This is a genomic window from Blastomonas natatoria, assembly GCF_003201955.1.
GTDB classification, from domain to species: domain Bacteria; phylum Pseudomonadota; class Alphaproteobacteria; order Sphingomonadales; family Sphingomonadaceae; genus Blastomonas; species Blastomonas natatoria.
Window position 1 is genome coordinate 33,833 of sequence record NZ_QJJM01000012.1, and the last position, 16,484, is coordinate 50,316.

The 16,484-nt window shown below is 63.6% G+C and carries 17 protein-coding genes; 10 read left to right on the forward strand and 7 right to left on the reverse strand.

Features of this window, described 5'->3' with window-relative positions; genetic code table 11:
* Positions 1–73 precede the first annotated feature (73 nt).
* Positions 74–385, reverse strand: a complete 312-nt coding sequence (locus tag C7451_RS14725; protein WP_110299732.1) for an FtsB family cell division protein — start codon at positions 383–385, stop codon at positions 74–76.
* A 370-nt stretch (positions 386–755) separates the two neighbouring features.
* Positions 756–2,030, reverse strand: a complete 1,275-nt coding sequence (gene eno, locus C7451_RS14730) for a phosphopyruvate hydratase (protein ID WP_110299733.1) — start codon at positions 2,028–2,030, stop codon at positions 756–758.
* Between the two features lie 227 nt (positions 2,031–2,257).
* On the opposite strand from eno, the gene C7451_RS20015 reads away from it, so the two are divergent.
* The 4 genes from C7451_RS20015 (at position 2,258) to C7451_RS14750 (ending at position 4,103) form a co-directional block, all read left to right on the forward strand.
* A complete protein-coding gene (locus tag C7451_RS20015) occupies positions 2,258–2,899 on the forward strand; it encodes a hypothetical protein (protein WP_167398567.1) in 642 nt (213 codons plus the stop codon).
* A 26-nt stretch (positions 2,900–2,925) separates the two neighbouring features.
* Positions 2,926–3,363 carry a phage holin family protein gene (locus C7451_RS14740; protein WP_208625225.1) on the forward strand — a complete coding sequence of 146 codons (438 nt, stop codon included), beginning with the start codon at positions 2,926–2,928 and terminating at the stop codon, positions 3,361–3,363.
* Positions 3,360–3,731 carry a hypothetical protein gene (locus C7451_RS14745; protein WP_110299734.1) on the forward strand — a complete coding sequence of 124 codons (372 nt, stop codon included), beginning with the start codon at positions 3,360–3,362 and terminating at the stop codon, positions 3,729–3,731. Before C7451_RS14740 ends, C7451_RS14745 begins: the two co-directional genes overlap by 4 nt.
* A gap of 147 nt (positions 3,732–3,878) precedes the next feature.
* Entirely contained in the window at positions 3,879–4,103 is a 225-nt protein-coding gene (locus C7451_RS14750; RefSeq protein ID WP_060979067.1) for a DUF4170 domain-containing protein, read from the forward strand.
* Positions 4,104–4,115: 12 nt separating this feature from the next.
* Here the strand turns inward: C7451_RS14750 and C7451_RS14755 are convergent, their stop codons facing one another.
* The 3 genes from C7451_RS14755 to carB form a co-directional block, all read right to left on the reverse strand.
* A complete protein-coding gene (locus C7451_RS14755) occupies positions 4,116–4,793 on the reverse strand; it encodes a rhomboid family intramembrane serine protease (RefSeq protein ID WP_110299735.1) in 678 nt (225 codons plus the stop codon).
* A gap of 3 nt (positions 4,794–4,796) precedes the next feature.
* Positions 4,797–5,273, reverse strand: coding sequence for a transcription elongation factor GreA (gene greA, locus C7451_RS14760; protein WP_023836660.1), 477 nt, complete (start codon positions 5,271–5,273; stop codon positions 4,797–4,799).
* Between the two features lie 106 nt (positions 5,274–5,379).
* Complete coding sequence (gene carB / locus C7451_RS14765; protein WP_110299736.1) at positions 5,380–8,733, reverse strand: carbamoyl-phosphate synthase large subunit; 3,354 nt, start codon at positions 8,731–8,733, stop codon at positions 5,380–5,382.
* Positions 8,734–8,793: 60 nt separating this feature from the next.
* Here carB and C7451_RS14770 point away from each other — a divergent pair, with 60 nt between their 5' ends.
* Both C7451_RS14770 and C7451_RS14775 read left to right on the forward strand, forming a co-directional pair.
* Positions 8,794–9,120 carry a FitA-like ribbon-helix-helix domain-containing protein gene (locus tag C7451_RS14770; protein ID WP_110299737.1) on the forward strand — a complete coding sequence of 109 codons (327 nt, stop codon included), beginning with the start codon at positions 8,794–8,796 and terminating at the stop codon, positions 9,118–9,120.
* Positions 9,117–9,521 carry a PIN domain-containing protein gene (locus tag C7451_RS14775; RefSeq protein ID WP_110299738.1) on the forward strand — a complete coding sequence of 135 codons (405 nt, stop codon included), beginning with the start codon at positions 9,117–9,119 and terminating at the stop codon, positions 9,519–9,521. The genes C7451_RS14770 and C7451_RS14775 overlap by 4 nt, the downstream gene beginning before the upstream one ends.
* 8 nt (positions 9,522–9,529) lie before the next feature.
* On the opposite strand, the gene C7451_RS14780 is transcribed toward C7451_RS14775, so the two are convergent.
* Positions 9,530–9,901 (reverse strand): ribonuclease E inhibitor RraB, encoded by a 372-nt coding sequence (locus C7451_RS14780; protein ID WP_110299739.1) that lies wholly within the window; start codon positions 9,899–9,901, stop codon positions 9,530–9,532.
* Positions 9,898–11,088 (reverse strand): glutamine-hydrolyzing carbamoyl-phosphate synthase small subunit, encoded by a 1,191-nt coding sequence (gene carA / locus C7451_RS14785; RefSeq protein WP_110299740.1) that lies wholly within the window; start codon positions 11,086–11,088, stop codon positions 9,898–9,900. The genes C7451_RS14780 and carA overlap by 4 nt, the downstream gene beginning before the upstream one ends.
* 224 nt (positions 11,089–11,312) lie before the next feature.
* Between carA and C7451_RS14790 the strand changes: the two genes are divergently transcribed.
* The 4 genes from C7451_RS14790 (at position 11,313) to rpoD (ending at position 16,442) form a co-directional block, all read left to right on the forward strand.
* Positions 11,313–11,771: a GatB/YqeY domain-containing protein gene (locus C7451_RS14790; RefSeq protein WP_110299741.1), complete on the forward strand. Its 459-nt coding sequence runs from the start codon at positions 11,313–11,315 to the stop codon at positions 11,769–11,771.
* A gap of 103 nt (positions 11,772–11,874) precedes the next feature.
* On the forward strand, positions 11,875–12,231 hold the full coding sequence (locus C7451_RS14795; RefSeq protein ID WP_110299742.1) for a GIY-YIG nuclease family protein: 357 nt from the start codon (positions 11,875–11,877) through the stop codon (positions 12,229–12,231).
* A gap of 163 nt (positions 12,232–12,394) precedes the next feature.
* The gene (gene dnaG / locus C7451_RS14800) at positions 12,395–14,263 is read left to right on the forward strand and encodes a DNA primase (RefSeq protein ID WP_110299743.1); all 1,869 of its coding nucleotides are present in this window, start codon (positions 12,395–12,397) and stop codon (positions 14,261–14,263) included.
* A gap of 166 nt (positions 14,264–14,429) precedes the next feature.
* A complete protein-coding gene (rpoD, locus tag C7451_RS14805) occupies positions 14,430–16,442 on the forward strand; it encodes an RNA polymerase sigma factor RpoD (protein WP_208625226.1) in 2,013 nt (670 codons plus the stop codon).
* Positions 16,443–16,484: the final 42 nt, after the last annotated feature.

The window sequence follows — 16,484 nt, forward strand, 5'->3', positions numbered from 1 at the left end:
GCAACGGTTTACGCAACGGCCAAGGCGGTTTTTGCGCAATATTCCCGCAACATCCGCCAGCGCGCGACACCGCTTATTTCAGCGGGACGATGACCTCGTCAGGATGCGCGACATTGAGCTCGCGCCGCACCAGCTCGCTCACCAGATCGGGATCGACTGCCTTGGGATCGAGCAGCTCGACCCGGTTGCGCAGCGCATCGCGGTGCTTTTGCAGCCGTGCGAGCTCGACCTTCTGCACCTCCAGCCGCTGGCGATAATCGCCCCAGGCGAGCACACCCGTCGGCCCCAGCAGGGCATAAGCCGCAATCGCGAGCAGCGCGACGAGCGAGATGCCCGGCGCGATCGCCTGTTTTGCGGGTTTTATGACGGGTTTGCGGGACGACATCGACTCCTTGAATCACAAATGATTCGGGGTGGCAAGCCGAAACGGCCATCCCGAATCAAATATGCGATCAATGGCTTATACCAAGCTGCACTGATCCGCACCCATGAGGATTGTCATTCCCGCTTGCTGGCAAGAAGGATCGGCGCAGGCGATGTGGTTCATCGCCGAGCCGGTCCGACGCCGTCCAGCGAGCGGGAATGACAACCCTTCGGGCAGCCTTGTGGTGGCCCCCGGACGGCGTCGCGGCTTCGAGACGATGAACCACATCGCCCCTTTAGCCACTCCTTGCCGGGAACCACCGCAAGGCTGTCCTCGTGGGTGCGGATCAGTGCAGCTTGGTATAAAAGTCGCGGAACAAAAGGAGTTTTGTTCAACCGAAGATGGCGGCTCCGGCATAATGCGCGCTGCCGCCCAGTTCTTCCTCGATGCGGATCAGCTGGTTATACTTGGCAAGCCGGTCCGAGCGCGCGAGCGAGCCGGTCTTGATCTGACCGCAATTGGTTGCCACCGCCAGATCGGCGATCGTCGCATCCTCGGTTTCGCCCGAACGGTGCGACATCACGGCGGTATAGCCCGCGCGGTGCGCCATGTTCACGGCTTCGAGCGTTTCGGTGAGCGTGCCGATCTGGTTGACCTTGACCAGCAGGCTGTTGGCCAGGCCCTTTTCGATGCCCATGGCGAGACGCTCGGGATTGGTCACGAACAGATCGTCGCCGACCAGTTGCACCTTGTTGCCGAGCAGTTCGGTCACCGCGAGCCAACCTTCGAAATCGTCCTCGCTCATGCCGTCCTCGATCGAGCGGATCGGATAGTCGGCGCACAGCTTGCCGAGATAATCGGCCATTTCGGTCGGGCTGAGCGACAGGCCCTCGCCGCTGATCTCGTACTTGCCGTTGCGGAAGAATTCTGTCGCGGCGCAGTCCAGCGCGAGCATCACGTTCTCGCCGGGCTTGAAGCCTGCCTTTTCGACCGAAGCCATGATGAAATCGAGCGCGGCGCGCGTCGAAGCGAGATTGGGGGCGAAACCGCCCTCGTCTCCCACTGCCGTCGCCAGGCCCTTTTCATGCAGGCCCTTTTTCAGCGTGTGGAAGATTTCCGAACCCCAGCGCACCGCCTCGGCCAAGCTGTCCGCGCCAACGGGCATGATCATGAATTCCTGGAAATCGATAGGGTTGTCAGCATGTTCGCCGCCATTGATGATGTTCATCATCGGAACGGGCAGTACGTGCGCCGAGACGCCACCGACATAGCTGTAGAGCGGCAGGCCGCGCGCATCGGCGGCGGCCTTGGCGACGGCAAGGCTTACGCCGAGGATCGCGTTGGCGCCCAGGCGCGACTTGTTCTCGGTGCCATCCAGAGCGATCATGGTCATGTCGATATCGCGCTGGTCTTCGGCGTCGAGGCCGACCACGGCCTCGAATATTTCGCTGTTCACCATGTCGACGGCCTGGGTCACGCCCTTGCCCGTGTACATCGACATGTCGCCATCGCGCTTTTCGACGGCCTCATAGGCGCCGGTGGACGCACCGGAAGGAACGCCTGCGCGGCCAAAGCTGCCGTCTTCGAGCAGCACGTCCACCTCGACTGTCGGGTTGCCGCGGCTGTCGAGAATCTGGCGGGCGTGAATGTCCATGATCGCGGTCATAAGCGGCACTCTTTCAGGTCTGGCGGGGTGGAAAAACTGCCGCTCCTCTAGGCGGTGGACCACAGCTTTGCAACCGTCGCAGGCGGCAACGCGTCGATCATCGCCCCGCGCCCTGCTGCGCCTGCGAAAGCGCTTGAAAATGTGCGCGGACTGGCCAGAATAGGTGACGGGCAAGCGGAACCTGGGAGACGCTTCATGCGTCTGCCTTCGAGCTTGAGGAGGAAATCATGTCCGAAGAAGAGACCAAGGCCGACGCTTCCACCAAGGCTGCGCCGAAAAAGCCGCGCGCGCGGAAGACCGCCAGTGCCGATGGCACGGCAAAGGCGGCCACCACAAAGCGCACGGCAAGTGCCAAGTCGGGCACGGCTGCTCCGAAGACCAAGGCTGCGCCCAAGCCTGCGCCAAAGCCCGCCGAGCAGACGCCGACGCCGAACAGCGCAGTGCTGGTATCCGGCGGCATCGCCGCTGCTGGCGCAACGGTGGCTGCGCAATCGACGAGCGCCTTCAACTCGGTTTCTGAAAAGGTAAGTGCAATGATTCCCGAAGACATGGGCGGCAAGGCCAAGGATGTGGCCAGCGACGTGAAGGACATGGCCTGCGATGCGGTCAACAGCGTCGCGCAGATCCTGAAGGATAGCGCCGATGCCATCGACGACAATATCGGCCCCAAATATGGCGATTATGCCCGCAGCGCCGCGCAGAGCGTGACCGATGCGGCCGAACGCCTGCGCGCCAAGCCGGTTGACGAGATCGCCGAAGACACGCGCGAGTTCGTCCGCAACAAGCCGGTGGCAGCGGCAGGCATTGCCGCTGTGGCCAGCCTGCTGATCGCCCGCATCCTGTCTTCGGTGTTCGGCAAGCGGCGCTGAACGCGCCCTTGCGGACCTGACCCAGCGTGACTCGATCGAACCCCGACACCACCGCCGTGCCGGACGCAGGCGACATCCCCCTTGCGCCCGGGGCGGAGCCGGACAAGCCCGGTCTGGTGGAGCAGCTTCGCGGCCTTTACAGCGATGGCCGCGAACTGATCGATGCGGAGCTCAGCTTCCAGAAGGCCCGGGTTTCCGCCGCGGGCCGACAGGTACGCGCCATGGCGTTGCTGGCCTTTGTGGGGCTGGTGCTCGTCAGTTGCGCCCTGATTGCCCTGGTGGTCGGGACGATGATAGCCCTGATCCCGCTGATCGGACCCTGGGGCGCAATGGTTGCAACGGTGCTGGGCGCGCTCGTGCTGGCGGTATTGAGCTTCTGGCTTGCTGCGCGCCGGATCGGCAAGCTCGGCGACCTTTTCGCAAGCGACGACGACCATGGTGCCGGAACGAAAGCCGCGTCATGACCGAGCCGACGGACAGCGCACAGAATGACAATGCAGACGACGGTGCTGAAAGCCTGGCGGAAGTTTCTGCCCGCCGCCTCGCAGCGCGCACCCAATGGCAAAAGGCTCTCGCGCGCGCCCGGGACCGATTTGCGCCTGCAAATCTGCGCGACGAAGCGCTGGATGCGGCGGCAGAGCGAATAGGAACGGCGGCCGACAGCGCCGCAGGTTTCGCCTGGGCGCATCGCGGCAAGATTGCCCTTGCAGGCCTGCTGGGCGGCCTGTTCCTCGCCCGCAAACCGATTGCCCGCAATGTCGCGCCGCTGGCCGAAAAGGCGAAGCAGGGCATCGAAAAGACCACCGCGCGGCTGCGCGACAGGCAACCCTGAACACCGATCCCTCAACGGGGCTGGAAAATCCCGAAAAAGCCGATTATGGGCCGCTGCAGCAACGCGAGGCGGCGGCAAACGCAACACCGCCCGTGGAGGAGAGGATGCCGCCCGGCATCCGGTTCATCTGTCAGGGACGCAATTCACATGAGCAAACTTCATCTCGTCATGGGCGGACGCGTCAGCGACCCCCAAACCCTCGACTATTGCGAACTCGACAAGATGGATCTTGTCGGCGTCTATCCCGATTATGCCAGTGCCGAGGAAGCCTGGCGCAGCAAGGCGCAGGCCACGGTCGACGATGCCGAAATGCGCTATGTGATCGTGCACCTGCACCGCCTGCTCGACCCGGAAGAAACTCCGGCAAGCTAAGGGTTTCGTCTTTCAGGGAATGTCGTGACGCGGCCGCCGGACCTGGTGGCTGCGCACGAGGGGCACTGCCAGCAGCAGCCCTGCCGCAAAGCCGCCGATATGCGCCCAGATGGCGATGCCGAGCGCGCTGCCTGCAAAGGCAAACTGGCTGAGCAAATTGATGCCGATCCAGGCCAGCATGAGCCAGGCCATATGCACCGCGAGCTGCGGAATAGGGCCGATTGGCGGCGGCTTGCGGCGTGAGAACAACAGGAAATAGGCGGCCATCAGCGCCGAGATGGCGCCGCTCGCGCCGACCACCGGCACAAGTGATACCGGGTCGATGGCATAGTGCATCGCGGCGGCTGCTATGATCCCCGCCCCATAGAGCAGCAGATAGCGTTCCCAGCCCAGCGCCATTTCCACCAGCCGGCCGATCACGACCAGCACCAGCATGTTCATGGCGAGGTGCAACAGCCCCGCGTGCAGGAAGGCAGAGGTGACCGGCGTCAGCCAGACCGGCACGACCCAAGGGTAATCGACCGGCAAAGCGCTCGAATGTCCGTATATTGTGTCATGCAGCCGCGCTGCCCAGAAACCGCCCTCGATCTGCATTGGCTCGGTCCAGCCGGTGGTGAAACCGACCAGCCAGACCAGCACATTGGCGATCACGAGGAAATTGGTTGCCGACCGCTGCGGCACGGCTGGCATGGTTCAGATGAACTCGATCTTGGACACGAGATAGAACTTGTCGCCCGATGGCACGCTCACCTCGACCTCGTCGTCGAGCTGACGGCCGATCAGCGCGCGGCCCAGCGGGCTGGAATAGCTGATCCGGCCCTTGCGCGCATCGGCCTCGGCCTCGCCCACGATCTGGTACTTGACCGGCTTGTCGTCCTCGTCGAGCAGTGTCACGGTCGCGCCGAACACGATCTTGTCACCCGAGAGCGTCGTCGGGTCGATGATCTGCGCCCGGCTCAGCTTGCCTTCCAGATCGGCGATGGTCGCCTCGACCTGGCCCTGGCGCTCCTTGGCGGCGTGATATTCGGCATTTTCGGAAAGATCGCCATGCGCGCGCGCTTCCTCGATCGCCTCGACGATCAGCGGACGCTCTTCCTTGAGGGCCTTCAGCTCGCGCGAGAGCTTTTCATAACCTTCTGCCAGCATCGGCAGCTTATCGACGGTTGCCATTCGGCATATCCCTTCATCCATGGCCGACGCCCGGCCAATCATCCGACAACAGAGCCCTATGCGGCCCGAAACGGGGCCGCATGAGGTTAACCACTTGTCGGGGGGCTCAAGCGTCAGGTCGTATATTATAGGCCTGCAGCGGCTTTACTTCAAGGCTTGTGCTGGCAAGCGAGGCCATAGCCTTGACCGCAGCGGCACTTGCCGCCGCAGTGGTGAAATACGGAATCTTGCCTGTCAGCGCGCTGGCCCGGATCGATTGCGAATCCTTCAGGCTCTGCCACCCTTCGGTGGTGTTGAAGATCAGCGCGATCTCGCCGTCCTTGATCTTGTCGACGATATGCGGGCGCCCTTGCGCCACCTTGTTAACCTCGGTCACCGCGACACCATTATCCGCCAGGAAGCGCGCCGTTCCGCCGGTCGCGACAATATCCATGCCCAGTGCGATCAGCCCGCGCGCAGCCTCGAGGATGACCGGCTTGTCGCTGTCCTTGACGGAGATGAACACCGTGCCACTGGTCGGCAGGACCAGCCCTGCCCCGATCTGCGCCTTGGCAAAGGCGGTGGCAAAATCCCTGTCGATGCCCATGACCTCGCCGGTGGACTTCATTTCCGGGCTCAGCACCGGATCGACGCCAGCGAAACGCGCCCAGGGGAAGACCGCCTCCTTGACCGCCATATGGTCGATATTGCGGTCGATGACCGGCAGATTGGCCAGCATCTCGCCCGCCATCACCCGCGCGGCATATTTCGCCACCGGCTGGCCGATCGCCTTGGCGACGAACGGCACGGTGCGGCTGGCGCGCGGGTTGACCTCGATCAGATAGACCTGCCCGCCCTTGACCGCGAACTGGATGTTCATCAGGCCCCGGACCTTCAGCCCCTCGGCGAGCAGCCTGGTCTGGCGCTCCATCTCGGCGATGATGTCCGTGCCGAGGCTGTAGGGCGGCAGGGTGCAGGCGCTGTCGCCCGAATGGACGCCGGCTTCCTCGATATGCTGCATCACGCCGGCAATCGCGACGTCCTTGCCATCGCAGATCGCATCGACATCGACCTCGATCGCATCGCGCAGATACTGATCGATCAGAACGGGGCTGTCCCCCGAGACCTGCACTGCGGTGGCGATATAGCTTTCGAGCTGCGCCTGGCCGTCGACGATCTCCATCGCGCGGCCGCCCAGCACATAGGACGGGCGGATCAGCACCGGATAGCCGATGCGGTTGGCGACCGCGATCGCCTCCTCCCGGCTGCGCGCGATGCCGTTGGCGGGCTGTTTCAGGCCCAACTTGTCGACCAGCTGGGCAAAGCGCTCGCGGTCTTCGGCCAGGTCGATCGCATCGGGCGAGGTGCCGAGGATCGGAATGCCCGCATCCTCCAGCGCCTGGGCCAGCTTGAGCGGGGTCTGCCCGCCGAACTGCACGATCACGCCGACCAGCTCGCCGGTCGAACGCTCGACATCCAGCAGCTCGAGCACGTCCTCGGCGGTCAGCGGCTCGAAATAGAGCCGGTCCGAGGTGTCATAGTCGGTCGAGACGGTTTCGGGATTGCAATTGACCATGATCGTCTCGAACCCTGCGTCACCGAGCGCGAAGCACGCATGGCAGCAGCAATAATCGAACTCGATGCCCTGGCCGATGCGGTTGGGGCCGCCACCCAGGATCACGACCTTGCGCCGTGTCGTCGGCTGGCTCTCGCACTCGGGCTCGCCGAAGGTCGGCGCCTCATAGGTCGAATACATGTACGGCGTCTTCGCCGCGAATTCGGCGGCGCAGGTATCGATGCGCTTGAACACCGGACGCACGCCCAGCTTGTGGCGCAGCGCGCGCACCTCCTGCTCGGTGACTCCGCCGGTCATCGCCACCACGGCGTCGCGAACCATGCCCGAGCCGCGCGCAATTGCCTGGCCCATGCCGGGGCGCAGATGCGCAGACTTGAGCGCGAGATAGGCGAGGCGCTTGTCGGAAAAGCCCATGGACTTGAGGCGCCGCATCCCAGCCGCATCGCGCGGCAGGCCATCGGCGAGCACCTCGGCTTCGGCGTCGACAATCTGCTTGATCTGCTCGAGGAACCAGGGATCGAACTTGGCGACGGCATGAATCTGCTCGACCGTCATGCCCTCGCGCAGCGCCTGCGCCGCGATCAGCAGCCGGTCGGGGGTTGCCTGGCTGAGTTCGGCGACAATATCCTCGTGCGGCGCGCCGACGAGGTGATCGACAAAGTTGAAGCCCGACAGGCCGGTCTCCAGCCCGCGCAGCGCCTTCTGTACCGATTCCTGGAAGTTGCGGCCGATCGCCATGACTTCGCCCACCGATTTCATCGCGGTGCCGAGCAGCGGGCTCGATCCCTTGAACTTTTCAAAGGCGAAGCGCGGGATCTTGGTGACGACATAGTCAATCGTCGGCTCGAAGCTCGCAGGCGTCGCGCCGGTAATGTCGCTGGTGATCTCGTCGAGCGTATAGCCGACCGCCAGTTTGGCTGCGACCTTGGCGATCGGGAAGCCCGTCGCCTTGGAGGCCAGCGCCGACGAGCGCGACACGCGCGGGTTCATCTCGATGACGATCAGGCGGCCGTCCTTGGGATTGACCGCGAACTGCACGTTCGACCCGCCCGTCTCGACCCCGATCTCGCGCAGCACCGCGATGCTGGCCGAGCGCATGATCTGATATTCCTTGTCGGTCAGCGTCAGTGCGGGCGCGACGGTGATCGAATCGCCGGTGTGCACGCCCATCGGATCGACATTCTCGATCGAGCAGATGATGATGGCATTGTCGTTGCGGTCGCGAACGACCTCCATCTCATACTCTTTCCAGCCGAGCAGTGATTCCTCGATCAGCACCTCGGTGGTCGGCGAGGCATCGAGCCCGCCGGTGACGATCTGGACGAACTCGTCGCGGTTATACGCGATGCCGCCGCCGGTGCCGCCCATGGTGAAGCTGGGCCGGATGATCGAGGGCAGACCCGTGCGTTCGAGCACGGCAAGCGCTTCCTCGACGGTATGCGCAATCCCGGAGCGTGCGGATTCCAGCCCGATCTTGTCCATCGCCTCGCGGAACTTCTGCCGGTCCTCGGCCTTGTCGATGGCCTCGGCCTTCGCACCGATCAGCTCGACATCATATTTTTCAAGCGTGCCATTGGCATCGAGCGCCAGCGCGGTGTTGAGCGCGGTCTGCCCGCCCATGGTCGGCAGCACCACCAGCTTCTCGTTCGGACGCTCGGCGCGCTCCTTGGCGATGATCTTGGCGACGATCTCGGGGGTGATCGGCTCGACATAGGTTGCGTCGGCCATGTCGGGATCGGTCATGATCGTGGCGGGGTTGGAGTTGACAAGGACGATGCGATAGCCCTCCTCCTTGAGCGCCTTGCACGCCTGCGTGCCCGAATAATCGAACTCGCACGCCTGGCCGATGATGATCGGACCTGCGCCGATGATCAGGATGCTGTCTATGTCGCTGCGCTTGGGCATTGTTTATCGTGCTCTCTTTGTATACATTGATTGCATTGAAATCATTGCGAGGAGGCCGTCATGGCCAGCCTGACTGTCCGTAACCTGCCCGATGAGGCCAAGCTGCGCTTCCGCCAGGTCGCTGCCGCGCATGGCCGATCGATGGAAGAACATCTGCGCCAGCTGGTGATCGAGGCGGCGGGCATGGCGCCTGCCGCTCCGACGGTCGCCGATGCATCTGTGCCGTTCAAAGGCTTCCCGCCCGAACAGACGCCCGAAGCCAAGGCCGAAAGCCGCGCGCGGATCGAACGGCTGATCGAGCTGGGCCGCGGCATCGAATGGGCACCTGAGCCCCGCAAGCCGGAGCCGCTGACCAATTTCGAGTTCGATCCGAAAGACTTTGAGTGATTCTGGTCGATACCAACGTCTGGAGCGAGATGGTATCCCGCAATGGCGAGCCGGGCGTCATCGCCTGGCTCGCCGAAAATGATGAACGCCTGTTGCTGTCCGTGCTCGTCATTGCCGAAATCCGGGCGGGCTTCGAAAAGCCCGGCGCCCGATCGTTCCGGCCGCGTCTGGAACGCTGGCTGGCGCAGCTGGAAACCGATTATGCGGACCGCATCGTCGCGTTCGATCGCCATGACGCGCATGTCTTCGGCCAGCTTGCTGCCCAGCGCACCCTGGGCGGTAACACGCTCGATGCACAGATCGCCGCGCAGGCCATCGTCCGCAACATAGCCGTCGCCACGCGCAACACGGCGGATTTCGCCTGGACCGGCGTCCGCCTGATCAATCCCTGGCAGGATTGACCGGACCATCAATGCACCGTGCCGGTCTGCGCTTCGCAGCCCCAGCCGTCATATTCGAGGTCGAACAGCTGCTCGATCTGCAGGCAAAGCTCGGTGAGCGCACGGATAGATTTCTCGTCCACCGCCTGCACCCGCTCAAGGAACAGCCAGGGGTCGCCGCCCTCGGCATCGTCCTCATGGCCGAGCTCGGTCAGCCCCAGCTCTTCCGCCGCTTCGGACAGACGCTCCAGATTGTCCTCCGACCCGCGAAAGCTCACGTCCACCGAACGGCGGATGCTGGCCTGATCGCCATTGGCGGCCAGATTGCGCAGCACATCCTGATCGGCAGCCCATTCCTGCTCCATGCGGGCAGGATCGACGGGGGGGAGTTTGAGGGTCACGCGGCGGCCGCCGGAGCCTTGAGGCCGCTCACGAACTTCTCGAACAGGTAGAAGCTGTCCTGCGGGCCCGGCGAGGCTTCGGGATGGTATTGCACGCCGAAAGCGTTCCTGTCGGTGAAGGCGATGCCGCAATTGCTGCCGTCGAACAGCGACACGTGCGTCTCGACCACATTGGCGGGCAGCGTCGCGGCGTCGACCGCAAAGCCATGGTTCATGCTGGTGATCTCGACCCTCCCAAATCCTGGGCCCGTTTCCAGCCTTTTCACCGGATGGTTCGCGCCGCGATGGCCCTGGTGCATCTTGGTCGTGCGTGCGCCGGCAGCCAGGCCGAGCAGCTGATGGCCGAGGCAGATGCCGAAGATCGGCACGTCACGCTCGAGCAGGCCCCGGATGACCGGAACGGCATAGGCGCCGGTCGCGGCGGGATCGCCCGGGCCGTTCGACAGGAAGACGCCCGCCGGCTCCAGCGCCAGAATCTCTTCGAGCGAGGTCTTGGCGGGGACCACGGTCACCTTCGCACCGGCCTCGACCAGCGAGCGGAAGATATTGTGCTTCGCGCCATAATCGATCGCGACGACATGCGGGCGCTCACCTTCGCCCATTTGGGCATAGCCAGCCCCAAGTGTCCATTTGCCGCCCTGCCAGCCGCGCGTATCGGCACCGGTGACCTCGATCGCCAGGTCCATGCCCTCGAGCCCCGGCCAGCCCTGTGCCAGTGCGAGCAGCGCGGGCATGTCGAACACGCCATCGGGCGCGTGGGCGATCACCGCATTGGGGGCGCCGGCTTCACGGATGCGGCGGGTCAGCGCGCGGGTATCGATGCCCGACAGGCCGATCTGGCCGTTCGCGCCCAGCCACTCGCTGAAATGCTGGGCGGAGCGGAAGCTGCTGGGGTTGGTCACATCCTCGCGCACGATACAGCCCAGCGCCTGGGGGACATCGGCCTCGACATCCTCGGGATTCGCGCCGACATTGCCGATATGCGGGAAGGTGAAGGTGATGATCTGCCCGGCATAGCTCGGGTCGGTCAGGATTTCCTGATAGCCGGTGATCGAGGTGTTGAAGCACACCTCGCCCGCCTTGGCCCCTGCGGCACCAAAGCCCCTGCCCCAGATCGCGGTGCCATCGGCCAGCAGCAGCAGGCCGGTCGCGCCTTGGGGTTGAGCGGAGGTGGTGGCGTGCGCCATGGATCGTGTTCCTTGCGTTGCGGTATGAGTCGCGAATGTGCCGGGCCGCAGGATATGGCAGGATGATGCGGGGCCAAAGCCCTGAGACGCGCCCTGCCGGTCAGCGGCCAAATTGGCGGGTCACTAGGCGCGCGGGGCTTGCACGGTCAATCTATGAAAAACATTTTTATCCGGCTAGGCTGGAAGCTTGTTCCAAAATCCACGGGAAAGAAAGGTTCGCGCGCATGATTCGCGATTCGCTGAAAGCTGCGCAGGTTTCTGCCATGAAGGCGGGCGACAAGGAGCGCACCGCCGCGGTCCGCCTGATCCTGGCCAAGATCAAGGACCGCGATATCGAGCTGCGCACCCAGGCCGCGCCTGCCGATGACGATGCGATGGTCACCGAAGTGCTGCAGAAGATGATCAAGCAGCGCCGCGAATCGATCGCCATGTACGAACAGGGCGGCCGCGCCGAGCTCGCCGCGCAGGAAGCGGCGGAAGTTGCGGTGATCGAGGAGTTCCTGCCCGCGCAGATGGACGAGGCCGCTGCCAAGGCCGCCATCGCCAAGGTGGTCGCCGATACGGGCGCTGCCAGCCTCAAGGACATGGGGCGCGTCATGGCCGAGGTGAAGGCGCGCCACGGCAGCGAACTCGACATGAGCAAGGCCAGCGCCTGGGTAAAGGAGGCTTTGGCGGGCGGTTGAATTACCCGTACCTTGGGTAACCCAAGCCCACCCCAGGTACCCCACATCCGTTTGTCCCGAGCGAAGTCGAGGGACGTAAGCGCAACCGTTCACGAGGCAGAACATGGCTTTCTGGGTCTATATCCTCAAATGCGCCGACGGAAAGTGTTACACTGGCCAGATAGATGATCTGGAGCGGCGGCTAGGCGAGCACCAGTACGGCGGATTTTGCGATTTCACCTCTCGCAGGCGACCAGTGGAACTGGTGTGGAGCGAATACTACCAGACGCGGGGAGACGCGATCGAGGTGGAGAAGCAGGTCAAGTCTTGGTCAAGGGCAAAAAAAATTGGGCTAATCAATGGGGATTGGCAAATGGTCAGTCACTTCGCTCGACCGCCCCACGAACGTCCCTCGACTTCGCTCGGGACAAACGGAGGTGGGGAGAATTCAATCGAAGCCGGGGGGGCCGAACCTTTATGACGCTAGCCCGCAGCAATCTTGAACCAGCCCCACCCAAGAACCAGGCACCCCTCCCCGTTTGTCCCGAGCGAAGTCGAGGGACGTATCCGAGACGAAAACATCCCGTGGTAGCTCTCAGATCAGGCAGACATGGTCCCGCCATATCTTCAGGGTACGAAGCCGCATGACCCTCTCCCCGCAATGGCTGGACGAACTGCGATCGCGGATCACGCTGTCCACGCTGATCGGGCGGCATGTGAAGGTGCAGCGCGCAGGCCGAGAATACAAGGCGTGCTGCCCCTTCCATAACGAGAAGACGCCCAGCTTCACGATCAACGACGACAAGGGCTTCTACCATTGTTTCGGTTGCGGGGCGCATGGCGATGCGATTCGGTTCATGACCGATCATCAGGGCCTGGGCTTCATGGACGCGGTGAAGGAGCTGGCCGCCGAGGCGGGGATGAGCGTGCCCGCGCCCGATCCGCGCGCAGCGCGTCAGGCGGAAGCGAAGGCGTCGCTGCACGATGTCTGCCAGGCGGCGCAGGACTGGTTCGTTGCGCAGCTTGGAAGCGCGGCGGGCGAAGAGGCGCGCGCCTATCTCAGGAACCGGGGGCTGTCGGCCGAGACGATTCAGCGCTTCGGCATCGGCTTTGCCCCCGACAGCCGCACCGGGATCAAGTCTGCGCTCGGCCATCTCGACGAGGATTTGCTGATCGAGGCGGGGCTGCTGATCAAGGTCGACGACAAGGCACCTTACGACCGTTTCCGCGGGCGCATCATGATCCCGATCCGCGATCCGCGCGGTCGCGTCATCGCATTTGGCGGGCGGATCCTCGGGCAAGGCGAGCCCAAATATCTGAACTCTCCCGATACGCCGCTGTTCGACAAGGGGCGCACGCTCTACAACCTGCACCTCGCCGCCCCCGCATCGCGCCAGTCGGGCCGCGTGGTCGTGGTCGAAGGCTATATGGACGTGATCGCACTCGCCCAGGCGGGGTTCGGCGAATGCGTCGCGCCGCTGGGCACGGCGCTCACCGAGCATCAGATCGAGCGGCTGTGGAAGATGGTCGATCGCCCGCTGCTCTGCTTCGACGGGGACAATGCCGGGCAGAAGGCCGCGATGCGCGCTGCCTCGCGCGCCCTCCCCCTGCTCAAGCCTGGCCAGTCGCTCGGCTTCGTCTCGCTGCCCGGCGGGCAGGATCCGGACGATCTGGTGCGTGCCTCGGGTCCGCAAGCCTTCGCCACCTGTCTCGAACAGGCCGCAGGGCTGCTCGATCATCTCTGGTCGCACGAACTGGCTGCGCAGCCGCTGACCAGCCCGGAAGACCGCGCGGGGCTGAAGGCGCGCCTCAATGCGCATGCCGACACGATTGCCGATGGCGACATCAAGGCGCTGTACCGCCGGGAAATCGGCCAGCGCTTTTCCGACCTGTTCTTCGGCGCCCGGGCCACCTCCCCTGCCCGCGCCGCACCTCAGCGCGGATCGGGCAAGACCTGGCAGCGGCGCGACGAGCCCGTGCCGCCGAGCGAGGAATTGCGCGCCTTCAGCCGCCAGCCGATGAGCGACCTGATCGTGCGCGGCGTTATCACCGGGCTGACCCTGCGCCCCGCATTGATCCTGAAGCACAGCGAGGCACTGAGCGAGTTCGTGACCCTCGCGGACCGCTGGGCCGATCTGCTCGATGCGCTGCTTGATGCCGCCCATCACAACGCGCCGCACGCTCTTGATCCGTCATCGCTGATGACCATATTGCAATCCAAGGGACTGGCAGACGCTGTAGGCAGGCTGAAATCCGGCGGAAATCCGCCATTTTCCTTCTGCACGTCGACGCTCGAACCAGTCGATCCATTGCGAGAGGCCCGGATTGCGGAAGACTTTGCAGAGGCCATCGAGGTTATGATCACGCGCCCGAGGCTGGAAGCGGCGTTGCAGGACGTTACGCGCCGATTCGAAAATGACATGCAAGACAGTTTGTTTTTGGAGCAGCAGCAGCTAAGGGCAAGAAAGGAAGCGTTTGACCAGCGCCTGATCGAATTGACGGAGCGAGGCTGATTCAGCGGGAACCCCTGGCGTTGCCGCCCATCGCCACCACCGCGCCAGATCGGCACGCAGGCTGACGCGAAATATTTGAAACGGCCGCTCAGGGCCTGATAAGACAGTATAATTCACCCGTGCCGGGACGTGGGCCCGGGTGAGACAGGTGACAGGAATTACGGAATTGGCAAGCAAGGCACCGAAAGACAGCAAGGCCGACAGCACCGATGCGCCGCTGATCGACCTCAACGAAGCCTCGGTCAAGAAGCTGCTCGCGCGCGCCAAGAAGCGCGGTTACATCACCTATGACGAGCTGAACGAGGCGCTGCCGCAGGACCAGATGTCGTCCGAGCAGATCGAGGACGTCATGTCCGCGATTTCCGAAATGGGTGTCAACATCGTCGAGAATGACGAAGAAGGTGCCGAAGAGCAACCGGTCGACGACAGCGACGCGGTCGATGACGGTTCGGAACAGCTCAACATCTCTCCCGAAAAGAAGAAGGAGACGATGGACCGCACCGATGACCCGGTGCGCATGTACCTGCGCGAAATGGGCGCCGTCGAGCTGCTCAGCCGCGAGGGCGAGATTGCCATTGCCAAGCGCATCGAGGCTGGCCGCGACACGATGATCCTGGGCCTGTGCGAAAGCCCGATCACCTTCCACGCGATCATCGAATGGTCGACCGCGCTCAACGACGGCGAGATGCAGCTGCGCGAGATCCTCGATCTCGATGCGATGCTGTCCAAGGATCCCGCGCCCGAAAGCCTGTCCGAAGACAGCGACGATGATGGCGAGATCAGCGAAAAGACCGCTGGTCCCAGCTTCAAGGACGAGGACGAGGTCGAGGAAGTCACCGATTCGGAGGACGAAGAGGACGATCTGACCGAGCGTCGCACGCGCCGTCCCGAAGAGGATGACGAGGAAGACAACACGCTCAGCCTCGCGCAGATGGAGGCGCAGCTCAAGCCTGCCGCGCTCGAGAAGTTCGCGCAGATCACCGCGCTTTTCCGCAAGTTCGAGAAGATCCAGGGCGAGCGGCTCAATGCGCTCAGCATCGGCGACGATTTCCCCGCTACGAAGGAAAAGACCTATCAGAAGCTGCGCGAGGACCTGACCGCCGAGGTCGAGTCGGTGCAGTTCCATGCCAACAAGATCGAGTATCTGGTCGACCAGCTCTACTCGTTCAACCGCCGCCTGACCGCCCTGGGCGGCCAGATGCTGCGCCTGGCCGAGCGTCACAAGGTGCCGCGCAAGGATTTCCTCGACCGCTATGTCGGGCACGAGATGGACGAAGCCTGGCTCGAATCCATGGCCGGTATCGACAAGAAATGGGCCAATTTCGCCGCCAACGAAGCGAGTGCGGTCGATCGTATCCGCGCCGAGATTTCGGACATTGCGGCTGCCACCGGCATGTCGCTGGGCGAGTTCCGCCGCATCGTCAACATGGTGCAGAAGGGCGAACGCGAGGCGCGCATCGCGAAGAAGGAAATGGTCGAGGCGAACCTGCGCCTCGTGATTTCCATCGCCAAGAAGTACACCAATCGCGGCCTGCAATTCCTTGACCTGATCCAGGAAGGCAATATCGGCCTGATGAAGGCGGTCGACAAGTTCGAGTATCGCCGCGGCTACAAGTTCTCGACCTATGCGACCTGGTGGATTCGTCAGGCAATCACGCGTTCGATCGCCGATCAGGCGCGCACCATCCGCATTCCGGTGCACATGATCGAGACGATCAACAAGCTGGTGCGCACCAGCCGCCAGTTCCTCCACGAGCAGGGCCGCGAACCGACCCCGGAAGAAATGGCCGAGCGTCTTTCGATGCCGCTCGAAAAGGTTCGCAAGGTGATGAAGATCGCCAAGGAACCGATCAGCCTCGAAACGCCGATCGGCGACGAGGAGGATTCGCACCTGGGCGATTTCATCGAGGACAAGAACGCGATCATCCCGGTGGACGCCGCGATCCAGGCGAACCTCAAGGAAACCGTGACGCGGGTTCTGGCATCGCTCACCCCGCGCGAGGAACGCGTGCTGCGCATGCGCTTCGGCATCGGCATGAACACCGACCATACGCTCGAAGAAGTCGGCCAGCAATTCTCGGTGACCCGCGAACGCATCCGCCAGATCGAGGCCAAGGCGTTGCGCAAGCTCAAGCATCCCTCGCGCAGCCGCAAGATGCGCTCTTTCCTCGATCAGTAATTGGCGTCACCGCCGGATTGAACCAGATCGCGCGCGGCCAGG